The organism is Natronogracilivirga saccharolytica, from assembly GCF_017921895.1.
GTDB classification, from domain to species: Bacteria; Bacteroidota; Rhodothermia; order Balneolales; family Natronogracilivirgulaceae; genus Natronogracilivirga; species Natronogracilivirga saccharolytica.
Map to the genome: position 1 here is coordinate 153,448 of NZ_JAFIDN010000004.1, position 16,755 is coordinate 170,202.

At 48.4% G+C, this 16,755-nt stretch carries 14 protein-coding genes; 1 reads left to right on the plus strand and 13 read right to left on the minus strand.

Going from position 1 to position 16,755, the window contains the following annotated elements:
* Positions 1 to 82 precede the first annotated feature (82 nt).
* Positions 83 to 1,051 (plus strand): M23 family metallopeptidase, encoded by a 969-nt coding sequence (locus tag NATSA_RS07030; RefSeq protein ID WP_246481730.1) that lies wholly within the window; start codon positions 83 to 85, stop codon positions 1,049 to 1,051.
* A gap of 84 nt (positions 1,052 to 1,135) precedes the next feature.
* Here the strand turns inward: NATSA_RS07030 and cydC are convergent, their stop codons facing one another.
* The 13 genes from cydC to trpE all read right to left on the minus strand — a co-directional run bounded on the left by cydC (position 1,136) and on the right by trpE (position 16,619).
* The gene (gene cydC, locus NATSA_RS07035; protein WP_210511306.1) at positions 1,136 to 2,917 is read right to left on the minus strand and encodes a thiol reductant ABC exporter subunit CydC; all 1,782 of its coding nucleotides are present in this window, start codon (positions 2,915 to 2,917) and stop codon (positions 1,136 to 1,138) included.
* Position 2,918: 1 nt separating this feature from the next.
* On the minus strand, positions 2,919 to 4,676 hold the full coding sequence (gene cydD / locus NATSA_RS07040) for a thiol reductant ABC exporter subunit CydD (protein ID WP_210511307.1): 1,758 nt from the start codon (positions 4,674 to 4,676) through the stop codon (positions 2,919 to 2,921).
* Between the two features lie 15 nt (positions 4,677 to 4,691).
* Entirely contained in the window at positions 4,692 to 5,705 is a 1,014-nt protein-coding gene (cydB, locus tag NATSA_RS07045) for a cytochrome d ubiquinol oxidase subunit II (RefSeq protein WP_210511308.1), read from the minus strand.
* Between the two features lie 15 nt (positions 5,706 to 5,720).
* Entirely contained in the window at positions 5,721 to 7,091 is a 1,371-nt protein-coding gene (locus tag NATSA_RS07050; RefSeq protein WP_210511309.1) for a cytochrome ubiquinol oxidase subunit I, read from the minus strand.
* A 197-nt stretch (positions 7,092 to 7,288) separates the two neighbouring features.
* Complete coding sequence (locus tag NATSA_RS07055) at positions 7,289 to 8,392, minus strand: DUF4837 family protein (RefSeq protein ID WP_210511310.1); 1,104 nt, start codon at positions 8,390 to 8,392, stop codon at positions 7,289 to 7,291.
* Between the two features lie 243 nt (positions 8,393 to 8,635).
* On the minus strand, positions 8,636 to 9,460 hold the full coding sequence (gene trpA, locus NATSA_RS07060; RefSeq protein ID WP_210511311.1) for a tryptophan synthase subunit alpha: 825 nt from the start codon (positions 9,458 to 9,460) through the stop codon (positions 8,636 to 8,638).
* Positions 9,461 to 9,462: 2 nt separating this feature from the next.
* Entirely contained in the window at positions 9,463 to 10,674 is a 1,212-nt protein-coding gene (gene trpB / locus NATSA_RS07065) for a tryptophan synthase subunit beta (RefSeq protein ID WP_210511312.1), read from the minus strand.
* A gap of 49 nt (positions 10,675 to 10,723) precedes the next feature.
* Positions 10,724 to 11,371, minus strand: a complete 648-nt coding sequence (locus NATSA_RS07070) for a phosphoribosylanthranilate isomerase (RefSeq protein ID WP_210511313.1) — start codon at positions 11,369 to 11,371, stop codon at positions 10,724 to 10,726.
* A gap of 65 nt (positions 11,372 to 11,436) precedes the next feature.
* The gene (gene trpC / locus NATSA_RS07075) at positions 11,437 to 12,252 is read right to left on the minus strand and encodes an indole-3-glycerol phosphate synthase TrpC (protein WP_210511314.1); all 816 of its coding nucleotides are present in this window, start codon (positions 12,250 to 12,252) and stop codon (positions 11,437 to 11,439) included.
* 92 nt (positions 12,253 to 12,344) lie between these two features.
* Positions 12,345 to 13,379, minus strand: coding sequence for an anthranilate phosphoribosyltransferase (gene trpD, locus NATSA_RS07080; RefSeq protein WP_210511315.1), 1,035 nt, complete (start codon positions 13,377 to 13,379; stop codon positions 12,345 to 12,347).
* A 52-nt stretch (positions 13,380 to 13,431) separates the two neighbouring features.
* A complete protein-coding gene (locus NATSA_RS07085) occupies positions 13,432 to 14,007 on the minus strand; it encodes an anthranilate synthase component II (RefSeq protein WP_210511316.1) in 576 nt (191 codons plus the stop codon).
* Positions 14,008 to 14,024: 17 nt separating this feature from the next.
* Complete coding sequence (gene trpS, locus NATSA_RS07090) at positions 14,025 to 15,041, minus strand: tryptophan--tRNA ligase (protein WP_210511317.1); 1,017 nt, start codon at positions 15,039 to 15,041, stop codon at positions 14,025 to 14,027.
* A gap of 48 nt (positions 15,042 to 15,089) precedes the next feature.
* The gene (gene trpE / locus NATSA_RS07095) at positions 15,090 to 16,619 is read right to left on the minus strand and encodes an anthranilate synthase component I (RefSeq protein WP_210511318.1); all 1,530 of its coding nucleotides are present in this window, start codon (positions 16,617 to 16,619) and stop codon (positions 15,090 to 15,092) included.
* Positions 16,620 to 16,755 lie beyond the last annotated feature (136 nt).

The following is a 16,755-nucleotide window of genomic DNA, read 5'->3' on the forward strand; positions in this document are numbered from 1 at the left end:
TTAAATTTTTCTAATATATTTCTGATAACTTCATTTTCCCTTTGCACAACAAAGCTGAAAGTATCTCAAAACATATTTCGTTTTGAAAAATTATTATTACTACGACGAAAAAGAGTGTCAATTTATCCCGGTCAGGTTTCCACTGGCCCAGCGTATTGTTTTGATGCTCAGCCAATGGATACTCATTGGAACTGTGCTGTCTGGAATAGCCGTCTCATTACTTTCATTTGCAGTGGGTACTCCTGCAGAAATTGCGCTCAAGGCCGAAAACGAGGCACTTTACAATCAGCTTGAAGATACCAGATCCACAATCAGCTATCTGGATGAACAGATTGCCACACTGGCCGATACAGATGAAGAACTTTACAGAACCATGCTTGGCATCGACCCCCTCGATGAAGAGGAAAGGCAGGCAGGCATTGGTGGCGCCGATCTTTACTCAGATTTCGATGCATATTCAGAGTCTTCATCCGAACTGCTTCGATGGACCGCATCCAGCCTGGAAAGTATGGAGCGCCGGATCAATATCCAGCAGGTCAGCTTTAAGGAAATCAAAGCTCATTACAACGAAAACAAAGAGCTGATGAGTAATATTCCGGCTATTCGCCCGGTATCCGGAATTATTTTGAGCGGTTACGGCATGCGTGAACATCCCGTTCTCGGTTACCGCAGAATGCATCACGGTGTTGATTTCAGGGCCAGAATCGGAACCCCCGTTTTTGCCACCGGTGACGGGGTCGTTAAATCAGCCCGCCGTCACGGTACTTACGGACTCTTGCTTACCATTGACCATGGACACGGCTATGAAACGCGTTATGCCCACCTTTCCGAAGTAAAGAATGACCTCTCTCCGGGTGATAAAGTGCAACGGGGTGATATTATAGCTAAAAGCGGTAACTCCGGAGTTACAAGCGGACCGCATTTGCATTATGAAGTCCACAGAAACGGCCGTTCTGTTGATCCGATGGACTATATGTTTGCTGATCTGACTCCAGATGAATATATAGAGTACCGGAGGATAGCTGATTCGAACCCCATGTCGATGGACTGAAGCAGTAACTATAGACAGAGGCAACAACTTCAGTTGTTTGTTACTGATTAGCAAGAACTGAATAAACTGATAAGGTCCGGTCCTTCATGCATCCGTAACCAGCCTGTCAGACTCAATGTGTAGCATGGAGCGATACCAGCCATCCCTGTTTTTCAATTGCTGGTGGTTTCCTCTTTGAGTGATCCTGCCCTCCTCCATTACAAGAATGCGGTCAAAATAATCCATCTGTTCCAGGCGGTGTGTAACCCATAACACCATTTTCTTTTCGGCTACTCTCCGGATAGTCTGCACAATCTTCTTTTCCGTAATGGTGTCCAGGTTTGCCGTTGGTTCATCCAGGATCCAGACCGGGGCTTTTTTAAGCAAAGCTCGTGCTATGGCAATTCTCTGGCGTTCACCACCGCTGACACTCTTGCCGTGCTCGCCTATTATCGTATCAAGACCTTCGGGAAGCTGGCTGTACCACTGGTCGAGCTGCGCTTCGCTCAGAACCTGCCTGATTTCCTGATCCGAATAATCACTGCCGGCAAGATTAAGATTGTTCCGCAGGGAATCGTTGAAGATATAGGTATGCTGGTCCACGACGGACAACATCTGCCGGACAATATCCGGAGAAACAGATGACAGTTTGATTCCGCCAATACTGATATGGCCGCAGTCCGGCTCATAAAACTTTGTCAGCAAGTTGATTAGTGTACTTTTACCACTGCCCGTAGGGCCGACAACAGCTGCTTTCCCTCCCTGCTCAATCCGGAAGCCAACCCCGTCAAGAACAACCGCACTTCCATAACCAAACCGGACAGCATCAAATATCACAGGCCCGGACTTTTGCCCGGCCGGGACTGCCGGTATAGCTCCATACTGTCCAATGTGATCATTCTTTCCTGCAACAGAACCTGACTCAGTACCGCCAGCGCTCCTGGTTAATGATTTCAGATTTTCAGCTGCTTTTTCTGTTGATTCATGATACTGAAAGGCCGTGCCAAGATTTTGTGTGGCTTCGAAGGATGCCATCACTGCAAGAATAACAAGGGCCAGCATAACACCTGAAAGTGTTCCTTCCAGCACAAGTGGGGTCGTGAACAAGAGTGCCAGTCCGGCAGCTAGAAACATATTCCAGTTATACAAGCTGTCCTGCAGCCCTGTAATTCTTGCCTGCCGCTTTTCCAGTCCGGCAAGCTGCGATGTCAGCACAGAAAGCCGCCGGTCAAATTCATCCTTTATACCATAAAGCCTTATTTCATTCAGTCCCTGGGCATGCTCAACCATGAGCTGATGCATGCGGCTTCGCAATTCTGTCTGCTTTCTGCCATATCCTCTGGCCAGGTAACGGATAACCAGCGGAACAGCGGCGCCATTGATAACGAGAAAAAACAGGGTGAACCATGATGCCGGCGGGCTGAACTGATACAGAAAGTACCAGGCAATCATGGAAACGAAACATGCAACAATTACCGGAGTAAATACTCTGATATAAAAATTTTGCAGCTCATCCACATCCGAAGTGATCGATGACAGCAGCGAACCGGACTGATAGGCATGTAACCCGGAAGCAGGCAGCAAACTTATCATCCGGAAAAAAGAACTGCGGATAATCATAAGCAGCCGGAATGTGATATCATGGGACAAAAGCCGCTCGCCGTATCGCAGAACTGCCCTTGAAATCCCGAAAAAACGAACTGCAACAATGACTACCAGTAAATCCAGAATGGGTGGCTGAAGTGCTGCTGCGGATATAAGATAACCCGAGCTGGCGAGCAGTCCGACTCCGGCAAGCATCGTTCCGATGCCAAGAAGTACCGCTGCCGTGATCCGCCAGGAATAGGGCCTGAGAAATTGGCTCAGATGAATAAATGATCTGTACATATCAGCTCTTCTTTGTGTATGCCGTGACCATTTCCCTGTAGGTGTGACTTGTATTCAAAAGCTGCTCATGACTGCCGGACCCTGAAATGCGTCCGTCCTCAAGCAAAAGAATGTTATCGGCATTCCTGACTGTAGACAGGCGGTGTGCAATGATCAGAACCGTTCTGTCTTTTTCAAGCCGTTTTACGGATTTTCGGATTTTTAATTCGCTGTGCGGGTCAAGCGCCGAAGAAGGTTCATCCAGAATAACTACAGGTGAGTTTCTGAGGAATGCTCTTGCCAGTGCGATGCGCTGCCGTTCACCGCCGCTGAATCTGACGGCTTGCTCACCCGCTCGTGTCTGATAGCCATCCGGAAGTTTTGATATGAATTCATGTGCAGCGGCTTTCCCTGAAGCTTCAACAATCTCTTCAAAAGGTGCTCCGGGTTTTGCTATGGCAATGTTGGCCAGCACGGTGTCATCAAACAGCCATGGATTCTGGTTGACTATGGATATTTGCCCAAGCCATTGTTTTTCATCGAACAGGTCACAGGGAATACCGTTAACCATAACAGATCCTTTGTCCGGAACATACTCCTGCGTAATCAGTCTGGTAAGTGTGGTTTTGCCCGTGCCGCTGCGTCCAGCAAGCACGGTGGTCTTGCCCGGCTCCAGTTCAAATGCAGCATCCTTTATGACAGGATCACTTTCGGATGAATAACTGAATGTCACCCGCTCGAAACGAATATGGAAGGGCCCTGATGGAATTGCAACCTTTTGTTTGTGCTGGTCAGCCGCACTTATGTTACTACGGACCGGAGTGTCCATGATACTGAATATCCTTCCTGCGGCTTCTGTTCCTTCCATTCCGGCATGATGCTGTGCTCCGAAAAGCCGGAACGGCAGATAATATTCCGGAGCCAGAAGCAGCACAAAAAGGCCGAGCTGAAAACCAATATGTCCCTCAATTAACCGCACTCCGATTTCAACAGCTACCAGTGCCGTTGCAATTGAGGCAAACAACTCCAGTACAAAACCCGAAAGAAAGGCTGTTTTCAGTATTCCGATCGTGTTTTTACGGAACAAATCACTGATCCGTTCAATTTCGCCCTGTTTTTTCGCCGTTCTGTTGAACAGTTTCAATGTTCTCATTCCCTGCACGGCATCGAGAAATCCGGAGCTCAGCACTTGCAGCGTTTTCCATTGTTTCCGTGTTTGTGACTGGGCTTTCATGCCGATCAGTGACATGAATACCGGAATCAGCGGACCCGTAACGATGAGAATCAATCCGCTGATCCAGTCAATTCCGAATACAAACAGGGCCAGTACTACGGGTACAATCGCCATATGAATCGCCGCAGGCATGAACCGGGAATAGTAGATATCCAGCTTTTCCACCCCTTCAACGGCTGCAACAGCCAGTTCGCCACTGCTTTGCTTTTCCGCCCATGAAGGACCCAGCTTCTGCATATGCCGCAGCAACCGCATCCTCAAATCCTGTTTTATTTCAGAAGCAATATGCTGAACTGTAATTTCCGATATCCAGAAAAGACTTCCGCGAAAAAAGATGGCTCCTGCCAGCACGATCACAGCGGTATCGTAGAAAGTTATCGGCTCGTCCTGCATGAATACCTGATCCACCAGAATGCTGATGCTGTACATCAGGACGATGATGGCCAAAGCGGACAGCAGACTGATGCAGCCAAGTGCGAACCACCATCCCCGATAATTCAGGCCAAGCCGGAAAAGCCGTTTGTGATTCGCGGTGTAGTCGGACATTGAAACCTGTGAATGTCAGCTTCTGGGAATGGCATCTCTGGTGACGCGCTGGCGGAATACCCAGTAGCTCCATCCCTGATATGCAAGTATGATGGGTACAAATATAATTGCCAGAACCGACATAATGGTCAGGGTCAGATCACTGGATGAAGCATTGTAGACAGTAAGGTGATACTCTTCGGAAAGACTTGACGGCATGACGATGGGAAACATTCCCTGAAACACCACAACCGTACCGAATATGATAGTACTTCCGGTAGCAACAAAAGCCCAGCCGTAGCGATTAATCTGCATGAATACGATCACCGCAACAAACGAAACAATGGCAATCATTGGCAATGTGCCGGGAACCAGACCAATTTCTTCAAAAAGAACCGTATGGCGGTATCCCAGAACTGCGAAAGCAAGCAGGATGAGGCCGGCCGGCAGCCACATCAGCCTGGACACTTTTTCAACCCGCTCCTTGAGTTCATCGGTGGTCCGGAGGCTCAGGAATATCGACCCGTGCAGTGTAAACATGAGAAGCGAGGCCAGGCCGCCAAGAAGTGCGTAAGGATTCAGCAGTGCGGGAAGTGTCCCGGTAAAATTCATGTCTGACCCGATGGGAAGACCGATCACAATGTTGGTCAGGGCAACGCCCCACAGGAAAGCAGGAACGGCACTGCCCCAGAACACAAAATGGTCGGCTGTTTTGCGCCACCATTTCTCCTTCAGCTTGCTTCGGAATTCAAAGCCCACGGCGCGGACAATCAGCGCAATGAGTATCAAAAAAAGTGGCAGATAGAAACCGCTGAACAGGGTTGCGTACCAATGGGGGAATGCGGCAAACATGGCCCCTCCTGCTGTAATAAGCCATACCTCATTGGCATCCCAGAACGGGCCGATGGTATTCAGGCAGATACGCCGGTCAACCTCATCCCTGCTCACAAACGGCATGAGAATTCCCACACCAAAATCAAATCCCTCGAGAAAGAAATAACCGATAAAAAGTACGGCTATAAGTATAAACCAGAACGTTTGCAGATCCATAATCAGCTGTATCCTTTAGTAGGTGTGAAGATTCGTTTCGACGCCCTCCTCCTCTTCCGGGGCGCCCTGTCTGCCGAAATACCAGACCAGATAAAATGCCGCGACGGCCAGAATGCCATATACAAGTGTGAACCCGATCATGGTTAGCCAGATAGAACTTTCGAATACGGATGGGGAAACCCCGTCAGCTGTCAGAAGGAGTTCATATACAACCCATGGTTGCCGTCCCATTTCTGCAACAATCCACCCTGCTGTATTGGCAAGGAATGTCAGGAAAATCATCACAATGCTCGTCTTCAGGAAGAAATAATGTTCCTGAAGTTTGCCTCTCCACCATAACCAGAGGCCCCAGAAGGCAACGATGATGAACACCATACCGAGACCTACCATGACACGAAAGCTCCAGTAAATGATTGCAACAGGAGGCATATAGTCTCCGGGACCGTGTTTTTCTTCCATTTCAGCCTGAAGGTCATTGAGCCCCTGAACCTCACTTGTAAGATTGTTATGCGACAGTACAGAAAGAAGATATGGCACCCTTAGCTCTCGCTGGCTGGTACGCTCTTCCTGGTCTATGATGGCAAACAGGGAAAAACTTGCCGGTTCTTCTGTTTCCCAAAGCCCTTCCATTGCAGCCATTTTCATAGGCTGGGACTGAACCGTGTCCTGTGCCTGGTCGTGTCCGGTTGTAGCGGTTAACAAGCTGGCTACAGCAGTGAAAACCAGTGCGATTTTTGCAGATTTGAGAAAAATTTCCGGCTGTTTCTTCCTGAGGATCATCCATGCACTGAGACCAAGCACAAACATCCCGCCGGTTATGAATCCGCCAAGTATGGTGTGCGGCATCTGCACAAGCAACCGCTCATTCAAGAGAATGGCAATGAAGTCTGCAAGTTCGGCGCGTCCTTCCACCAGTTCATAGCCAACGGGTACCTGCATCCAGGAGTTGGCCATCAGAATCCATACAGCAGAGAGATTGGAAGCTATGGCCACAAGCCAGATACAGGCAAGGTGAACCGCTTTTGGCAGGCGGGTCCATCCGAAAATCCACAATCCAAGAAATGTGGATTCGATGAAAAATGCCGTCAGCGCCTCAATGGCCAGAGGAATACCAAATATATCACCTACGAAACGGGAATATTCCGACCAGTTCATCCCGAACTGAAACTCCTGGACGATCCCGGTAACTATTCCGAGAGTAAAAATGATTACAAACAGCTTGCCGAAATATTTTGTCAGCCGTTTGTAGTGAATATCACCAGTGCGATAGTAAAAAGATTGCAGGATGGCGACAAGAACAGATAATCCAAGAGTGAGCGGTACGAATATAAAATGGTAAACTGTTGTAATGCCAAACTGCCAGCGAGCCAGTTCCAGTGCTTCCATAGGCGTTTTTTGAAATACTTGTTTATGACCGGATTATAAATACTAAATAACAGGACAAATTTGAAGAATATGTGAAGAAATGAATTAAGAGGCGCCTATGCTATTGATTTTATCAATAATGTAAATACACGGCTTATATATATATCTGTCAGCCGGGTCTGTCAACGGTCCGGCCCCCATGATGAATGGCCAGTAGCTTAATCAATAAAAGCAATCGGTTCAGGCACCAGTGTAGTATCCGTTTCAAACGTATGCGCCATGGCCTCGAATTGATTCATGAATCGCCGTTTTGAGTACCGTGGTGCGAACTGGGCGAACTCCATCATATAAATACGCTGCTGCTGTTCATCGTAAATGGTATAATGGAGAAAGGGACCTCCCATAAGGTCGTTGGTCATCGTCCAGGTGCCTCTTGTTTCCAGGGCCGGACGTCCGTTTACTGTTGTTTCGGTTGTTTCAACCCGGCGCGGGCTCCGATATTCTGTGGTTACATACGACTCTTCTCTGGAACCGCGGATATATTTTCGGTTCAGACTGTCTCTTCTGTTGTTGATCCATTCCGAATCAACCCAGTCAAAGCTGTCTACATCCTCCTTGTAATTGAACCAGATCCACCTGTCGTTGTCATGAAGATATCTGCGCATTGATACAAAATCCGTTGTATCCACACCGATGCGGTAATCATGCTGGACCCGGATGCTGAAACCGTGGTTCTGCATCAGAGAGTCTGACAAATGCTTTTGCTCTCCTCTCCGGAACACTTCACTTTTCCATCGTTCACGCTCAACTTCATCAAGATGTCCCACCAGGGATCGTTCGGAATCCCGGATTTTTTGAGACAGTGTCTCATGATCTGCAGCCGACAGAAAGAGTGTCCACTGGTTTTTGTACCAGCGATCTTCCAGCGGGAACGCAAAATTTCTGCCTTCAGCAATCCGCTGCTTGATATCCTCACTCATTACCGCTCTGATGAAAGCACCAACATTGCTTTCTTCGTCAATTGGTGCCGCGAAAATGGTATTTTTGTGATTTTTCGCATACTCCAGGTCACGGTTTGTTCGCAAATCCATGAAGCGCAGATCATATTTTTCTTCCGGACGCGGAAGCGTCATTATTTCCTTGCCGAAGGTTTCACGAATGGCGTCTGCTGTCGGACTATCCCATTGTGTTGAATCCATGACCACCAGGACCTGTGACAGGCTTCCCTGGGCAGACCTTCTGAAATCGCCTTCACATCCAGTCCAGACAAACAGCCCGGCCAGGCCGGTGACAATTATAAATAGGTTTCTGTAAAATTTCATACTGTATTCGAACATGGTGTTTTGAGAATAATTATCTGTTTTGCCTGTGGTACTGTGATGCGTGTTTCAGGTGCTTTGGCGACATTCATGTGCACTGTAACAGCATATCAGATATACCGTTGGTTTTTCTTTTTAATAACGCAGGAATTTGCTGTTTGTGATATGTCTGTTTACCGATAGCTGATGTAGCAAAATAACAGATAATTCGGACTGTTCCTTTTCCAAACCGCATTTCAGGGAAAATCACATCACCTGCTTTTGATGTTCTCCGATTTTTAACACTTTCACGAAATCTGCGGTTTTTTGTATCCAGTCACTTGCGGGATATTCTTCCCTGATTTTGTCGATCAGAGCACTGCCCACGATAAACCCGTCCACCTCTTTCGATATCTGTACGGCATCTTCATGTGAACTGATACCAAAACCGATGAGTACGGGATTTTTTGTGACATTTGATGTGACCCGCTGTATAAATGATGTCACGGAACGGCTGACTTCGGCACCTTTTCTGGCACCGGTAACCCCGGCTACTGATACGCAATAAACAAATCCGGAGCTTCTCTTGTCAATCTCTTTCATCCGTTCATCCGGTGTATTCGGTGCGACCAGATAAATCGTTGCTATCCCGTTTCCTGCGGCCAGTTCGTCAAGCTCCGGGAGTTCTCCGGGCGGGGCATCCGGAATAATCACACCGTCTACACCGCACTCGGCAGCTCTGGAAAAGAATGAATTCAACCCGAATTTCAGGACGGGATTTATGTATCCCATCAATACAACGGGCACCTCCGACTTCTCGCGGATCCTGCGCACCATTTCAAAAATGCTTTCAATATTGACCCCCTGATCAATTGCGGTCTTGTTGGCAAACTGGATTGTGGGTCCGTCTGCCAGCGGATCACTGAAGGGCATCCCAAGCTCAATGATATCGGCCCCTGATTTGGTCAGTTCAACTACGAGTTCTGGTGTTTTTTCAACTTCCGGGTATCCGGCTGTCACAAACAGACTCATAATTTTCTGATCCGGGCGGCGATTGTGAAATATCGTTTCAATTCGGTTTTTTTTGCTCATCTTCATGCCTGTTTGGAAATGTAATTCGATATGGTTTCCATGTCTTTGTCCCCTCTTCCGGAACAATTTATGACAACAATTTGTGATTCATCTGTTTCCGGCATCAGAACATCCAGGTAGCCTATTGCGTGGGCCGTCTCCAATGCCGGAATGATGCCCTCTTTTGATGACAGCAGGCGCACCCCTTCCATGGCCTGTTCATCCGTGACGGACCGGTAGCGAACTCTTCCCGAGTCACTCAGATATGAATGTTCAGGCCCGACACCCGGATAATCCAGTCCGGCTGAGAGCGAGTGTGCCTCCGCAATCTGTCCGGCTTCTGTCTGCAGCAGATAACTCATTGAACCGTGCAGTATACCCGGCACACCATTTCCGATTGTTGCGGCATGACGGCCGGTGACAACGCCTTCGCCCTCGGCCTCAACTCCATGCAGTTCAACGTCGCTTTGAGAAACAAAGGGATGAAAAATACCGATGGCATTTGATCCGCCTCCTATGCATGCAACAATATGGTCGGGATGCCGTCCCTCCAATTCCATGCACTGAGCCATGGTCTCCTTTCCTATAACTGACTGAAACTCGCGAACCATTTGCGGATAAGGATGCGGTCCTACTGCAGATCCTATGATGTAAAAAGTGTCTCCGACATTGCTTACCCAATCCCTGATCGCCTCGTTTATCGCGTTGCTCAGCGTTTTGGCGCCGGACTCCACCGGCCTGACTTCGGCGCCCAGCAGTTTAATCCGGTCAACATTGAGCTTTTGTCGGATGATATCTTCCGCTCCCATATAGATTATGCAGTCCATACCGAAATAGGCACATACGGTTGCGGTTGCCACGCCGTGCTGACCAGCACCCGTTTCAGCAATGATCCTTTTTTTGCCCATCCGCCGGGCAAGCATTACCTGACCAATGGCATTGTTGATTTTATGTGCACCGGTATGGCACAAATCTTCACGCTTCAGATAGATCCTCCCCTTACCGAAATGGCTGGTCAGTCTTCCGGCATACGTAAGTGGTGTAACACGGCCCACATATTCTTTGAGCAATGAATTGAATTCCTGAACAAAGTATGCATCATTGATTGCTTCCTGAAAAGCCTGATTCAGTTCATCCAGTGCGGGAATCAAAATCTCGGGAACGAACCGTCCGCCGTAATTGCCGTAAAAACCCCGTTCGTCAGGGTAGTTTATCACTTTTTTTGTTACAGTCATGAGTAAGTTGGACTTTTTAAATTTTTCTGATGCTGCATTAAGGATGGAGTCACTGCAGATCATTCCAGACATCTACAAAGGATTGAATTTTATCAAAATCCTTGACTCCGGGAGACTCTTCGAGGCTGCTGGACAGGTCGATGCCAAAGGGGCTGACCTGCGAAACCGCCTCTTTCAGATTTTCGTCGTTAATCCCGCCGGCCAGAAAAAAAGGTGTGCTGTGGCCCAGTTTATTTACTATAGACCAGTCCCATGCCGAACCCGTTCCCCCGTAAAGCTGATCATGATGCGCATCAAACAGAAAATATTCTGCAACATCCTCCCATTCACTGATACTTTCTGACAGCTCGCCAGCCTGCTCCGGTCCCTTGACCCGGAATGCCTTTATCACCGGACGGTCCAGGGACCGGGCAAACCCGGGTGACTCGTCCCCATGCAGCTGCACCAGATCAATATTGGTTTTCTTGATCACTTTGTTGATTTCGTCAGCCGGCTGATTAACAAACACTCCGACACACTTCGGCCCTTCTATCCAGCTGATGATTTCAGACGCATTTCGGGGTGAGATATATCGGGCACTTCCCGGATAAAAAATAAATCCAAGATAATCTACCAGAGCTCCGGCTGCGAACCGGGCGTCTTCCAGTGATGTTATGCCGCAAATTTTCAACTTGGGTTGTTGCTGGTCTTCAAACATGATTTCATTAACTGTTTATAAATTAAGAGTATTCCGGCACACTGCCGTGATACAACCAATCCCGGTTATAAGTCCGGGTCAGAATCACCTTTTCCGGAAAATACAGCGGTGAACCTGCCCAGTTCTTCACCCGGGTCATCAGCACGCATAAAATGCTCTCCTATGAGAGCGGAATCAATACCCTGTCCGGCCAGTGTGAGCAGATCCTCCGGCCGGCCGATACCGCTTTCCGAGACTTTCAGAACATTATCCGGTGCTTGCTTGAGCAAATCAGTCCCGCGGTGCAGATCAACCTCGAATGTGTCCAGGTTCCGGTTATTCACACCGACGACTTCAATGCGGCTGAAATCCATACGATTCCAGTCGTTCGTATCGTAGCATTCTACAAGTGCTTGAAGTCCCGTTTCATTTGCTGCATCCAGAAGATCATACATCTGCCTGTCTGACAATATTTTTGCAATAAGCAGAACGGCGTCTGCGCCCCAGGCTCGTGCCTCCGCGATCTGATATTCATCAATGATGAAATCTTTTCGCAGAACAGGCAGCCGTGTGACCGCGGAAACTTCCTGAAGATATGCCAGTCCTCCATGAAAAAAAGGCTCGTCAGTCAGCACGGAAACACCGGACGCTCCGTTTGCTTCATACGATTGTGCAATAAGGGCGGGATGAAAATTTTGTCTTATTACCCCCTGTGACGGAGATGCTTTCTTGATTTCGGCAATCACCGTAACTCCGGAACTCTTGCGCAGGTTTCCGGCAAAGTCTCTCCTTTTGCGATGATACTCTTCAAAGGAGTTAAAATCCTTTGAAGACACACCTTTTTTCCTGGAAGCCACATCGGCGCGTGTTCGGTCTGTGATATTTTTGAGGATGCTGTTCAAGGGTTTTCACCCGGTCATTATATTGATGTTAAACGTGTTCTGATGCTCTGCTTTGTAAGGTCTGTTTCAGGGCAATCGCATAGCATATCAGCTCATGCGGACGCTTTAAGATCTGAAGTGCACTCCGCAAACCGCTTCAGCGCATTTTGGGCGGCTCCCGACTCCAGACTTTCCTGGGCGGCATAGAATGCCTCCTGGATATCGTCATACAATCCGGAAGCATGTATTGCGAATGTTGCGTTCAGCAATACAATATCGCTTTGGGCTTCGGTACCAGTACCGTCAAGTACCGCTTCAATAATACGCGCGTTATGATCAGGATCACCGCCTTTCAGTTCTTCAGGCGTTGCAGTTGCCATTCCGAATATCCCGGGATCCAGGGTATTTTGGCCGATGTGTCCGTTTTTCAGCTGATAAATTTCTGTCGATGTCGTGGTTGAGCACTCATCCAGCCCGTCACTGGCATGAAAGGTATACGCAAAATCGGAACCGAGATTTTCAAGAATACGGGCGATTTTTTCAGCTGTCTGGCGGCTGTATGCACCAACAATCTGCCTTTTTACACCGGCGGGATTCAGCATCGGACCCATGATGTTAAAGAATGTTCTCATGGCAAGATCCTTTCGTGTTTTCATGATTGCACCCATCGCGGGATGAAAAAGCGGTGCAAACATGAACGCCATCCCGCTTTGCCGGAAACCGGTTTCCACTTTTTCCTTGTCAAGATCCGGAGTGATTCCAAGCTTTTGCAGAACATCAAAACTGCCGCTTCGGCTGGATACCCCGGAATTTCCATGCTTTAAGACCGGAACTTCGGCTCCTGCTGTGACGAACATTGACGCTGTAGAAATATTGAAGGTTCCGGAGTTATCGCCGCCCGTTCCGCACAGGTCTACCGCATTGGTTACCGGTACATCCACATGCACGCATGCATCCCTCATTACATCGACCATTGCTGCAAGCTCCTCAACCGTTTCACCCTTGCATCGCATACCAAACAGGAATGCAGCCATCCTTGCCTCATTCACATTTCCATTTATGATTTCACGCAATGCAAAACCGGCCTGTTCGGATGAAAGATCAGCACCTTCGGAAATCTGCAGCAGAATATCAGTAAAATTTTGCATGGAGTTGTTGGTTGTGATACTGGTTTTGTTGGTTGTGATTCAAACAGAAGATTTATTCGGATGTCCTGCGCATCCAGTTTTCAATCAGTTTCGGTCCTTCAACTGTCAGGATGCTCTCCGGGTGAAACTGAATCCCTTCAAGCGGCCACTCCTTATGACGGATTCCCATAACTATATCATCTTCAGAACGCGCGGTGATTAAAAAATCATCACCTATAGTTGTTTCGTCCAGCACCAGGGAATGATACCTTGTAGCCGTAAATTTCTGTGGTACATTGTTATACAAGAAAGAATCATCATGCGTTATCTGCGACGTTTTGCCGTGCATCAGTGATGGAGCCGATATCACACGTGCGCCATGCACATGTCCGATAGCCTGATGCCCGAGACATACCCCCAGAACAGGAATATCCCTGCCGAACTCTTCTATCACCGTTTCGGTTATTCCTGCATTTTCAGGCCTTCCGGGACCGGGTGAGATCATGATGCGTTCGGGCTTTAGACGCCTGATTTCATCGGCCGAAATTTTGTCATTCCGGACTACACTGTAATCATCAGTATGCCTGGCAACAAGATGCACCAGGTTATACGTGAACGAATCGTAATTGTCAATAATCAAGGTCCTCATTGGATCGGTTCCTCAGGTCATACCAGATTATGAGTTGTACTTGTTGAAACGTGTCGGACAATTCCGGCCACTTCGCGCACGGGCTCCATCACCGATTCTGCACGTACACGGGCTTTTCTGCCTCCTTCCCGGAGCATGTCACGCACAGTATCTGGATCTTTGGCAAGCTCGTGACGCGCATCCCTGGCTTCCTTAAAATAATCGGAAACAAGAGCAAGAAGTTCCTTTTTGGCATGGCCGTATCCGTATCCGCCGGAAAGATAATTTTCACGGACTTCCCGGATTTTTTGCTCGTCGGCAAACAGTTTAATCAACGCGAAGACATTGCAGCTGTCGGGATCTTTTGGTTCCTCGAGTGCTTTGGAGTCTGTTACCACAGACATGACTTTTTTCTTCAGGGCCTTGCCGCTGTCGAATATTTCGATGGTATTGTCATAGGACTTGCTCATCTTGCGTCCGTCAACACCCGGTACGGTTGCAACCGATTCGACTATGTAGGGTTCCGGAATCCGCAGATATTCTCCGCCGTACACATGATTGAACCTGGCGGCAAGGTCACGGGAAATTTCGATATTCTGTTTCTGGTCAGCACCGACAGGCACAATATCGGACCCGTAAATCAGGATGTCAGCAGCCTGGAGAACCGGATAGGTAAACAGGCCGATGTTGGGTTGCAGTCCCTGGGCAATTTTATCCTTGTACGACACACCCTTCTCCATCAGGCTGACGGGCGTGAGGGTTCCAAGAATCCATGAGAGCTCAAGAACCTGAGGAACATCACTTTGTGCAAAAAAAGTACATTTTTCCGGGTCCATGCCCAGCGCCAGATAATCAAGGGCGACATCCAGCGTGTAGTCATGCAGTTTTTTGCCATCCTGAAGCGATGTAAGTGAATGATAATTGGCTATGAAATAGAAAGCATCGCCCTTTTCCTGGAACTCCAGATGCTGCCTGATGGCACCGAAGTAGTTGCCAAGATGAAGCCTGCCTGAAGGCTGGATGCCTGATAAAATGGTTTTCTTTGTTGATTTCATTCTAATAGCGTAGCAGTTTTTATGCGTTACTTTTGAGTTCAATACATATTATTCGAGTTTCAGAGCCACACTCAAAGCCTCAACAAGCGCCCTGGCTTTGTTGACTGTTTCATCATACTCACGGTCGGGATCACTGTCGGCTACAATGCCGGCCCCTGCCTGGATGTAGATATCCCGGTCAGTGACCACCATGGTCCGGATAGCGATACAGGTGTCCATGTTGCCTGAAAAATCAAAATAGCCGACCGCCCCCGCATACGGCCCCCTTTTTGTGGGCTCCATCCCGTCAATAATTTCCATCGCCCTGACTTTCGGAGCACCGGAAACCGTACCTGCGGGAAAGCAGTTTTCAAGTGCATCAACTGCTGTTTTGCCCTCTGAGAGGCGGCCGCAAACATCGGATACGATGTGCATGACGTGAGAGTACCGCTCGATTACACGATCACGCACCATGGTTACCGTATCCGGATCACAGACCCGTGACAGATCATTCCGTCCCAGATCGACCAGCATGATGTGCTCGGCGAGTTCTTTGGGATCCGCTTTAAGATCTTCCTCAAATGCCCGGTCTTCTTCCGGATCTTTTCCCCTGGGCCGCGTTCCGGCTATGGGAAGCAATCGAACATCCTTGTTTCTGACCTGAACCAGGACTTCAGGAGAAGATCCAATCAGCGCAAAGTCATCAAAATCCAGGTAAAACAAATACGGCGACGGATTGACCATTCTGAGTGCCCGGTAGAGCATGAACCGGTCACCTTCAAACCGGCTGCGGAATCGTTGTGACAATACGACCTGAAAGATGTCACCGGCATGGATATGCTCCCTGGCTTTTTTGACATGTTCACGAAATTGTTCTCTGCTGATATTGCTTTCCAGATCATCCTGCGGCCTGCGGTATCCGTCTGAATCCGTTACGTGACGATTGAATACGTCTTCCATCATGTCCAGGGATTTCAATGCACTGGAATACCGGGCATCGTGATCCTCATCAGGTCCGGTAAACACGGTCTTGATCAGCAGCACTCTGTGCTTCACGTGATCAAATGCGAATATTTCATCGTAAAAAGCCCATATTGCTTCCGGAAGTCCCAGGTCATCTTCAGGTGAATCGGGCAGGTCTTCAACCAGGCGAACCGTATCATAAGCTGAAAAGCCGACAGCGCCGCCTGTCAGCCGGGGCAAGTCTGGCAGCTCCGGTTCCAGATACGCAGTGCACAATTTTCTGAGCACCGGAAAATAACCCTCATCAAGAGTCTTTTCTTCAAATCCGCCATCGGTCTGTTCACTGCTCTGACCTCCCCCGTCAAAAAATGCATGGGCATCTGAGGCTTTCCGGTATCTGGCAAGGCTGACTTTTCCGTCTTTGTATTTCAGTGCCTGATAGGGGTTTTTGCCAATGAATGAATATCTGGCCATCTGCTCTCCCCCTTCCACGGATTCCAGAAGAAAGGGATAACGTGCATCACTGCGAATTTTCAAAAACAGGGATACCGGCGTGACCGTGTCAGCCATCAGTACCCTGGAGACGGGTATTGCGGTATATGTTTGAGCCAGCTGTTTAAATTCTTCCGGATTCATAAACTTTCAAGATCATGCAAAATGTTGGCCACTCTGATTACCTGATAAATCGCACTTATCTGACAATCAGCTTGTCAAAAGTGGCCATAAACAAAAAAACCCGCTCCCAGATGAACTGAAAGCGGGTTAAATACTC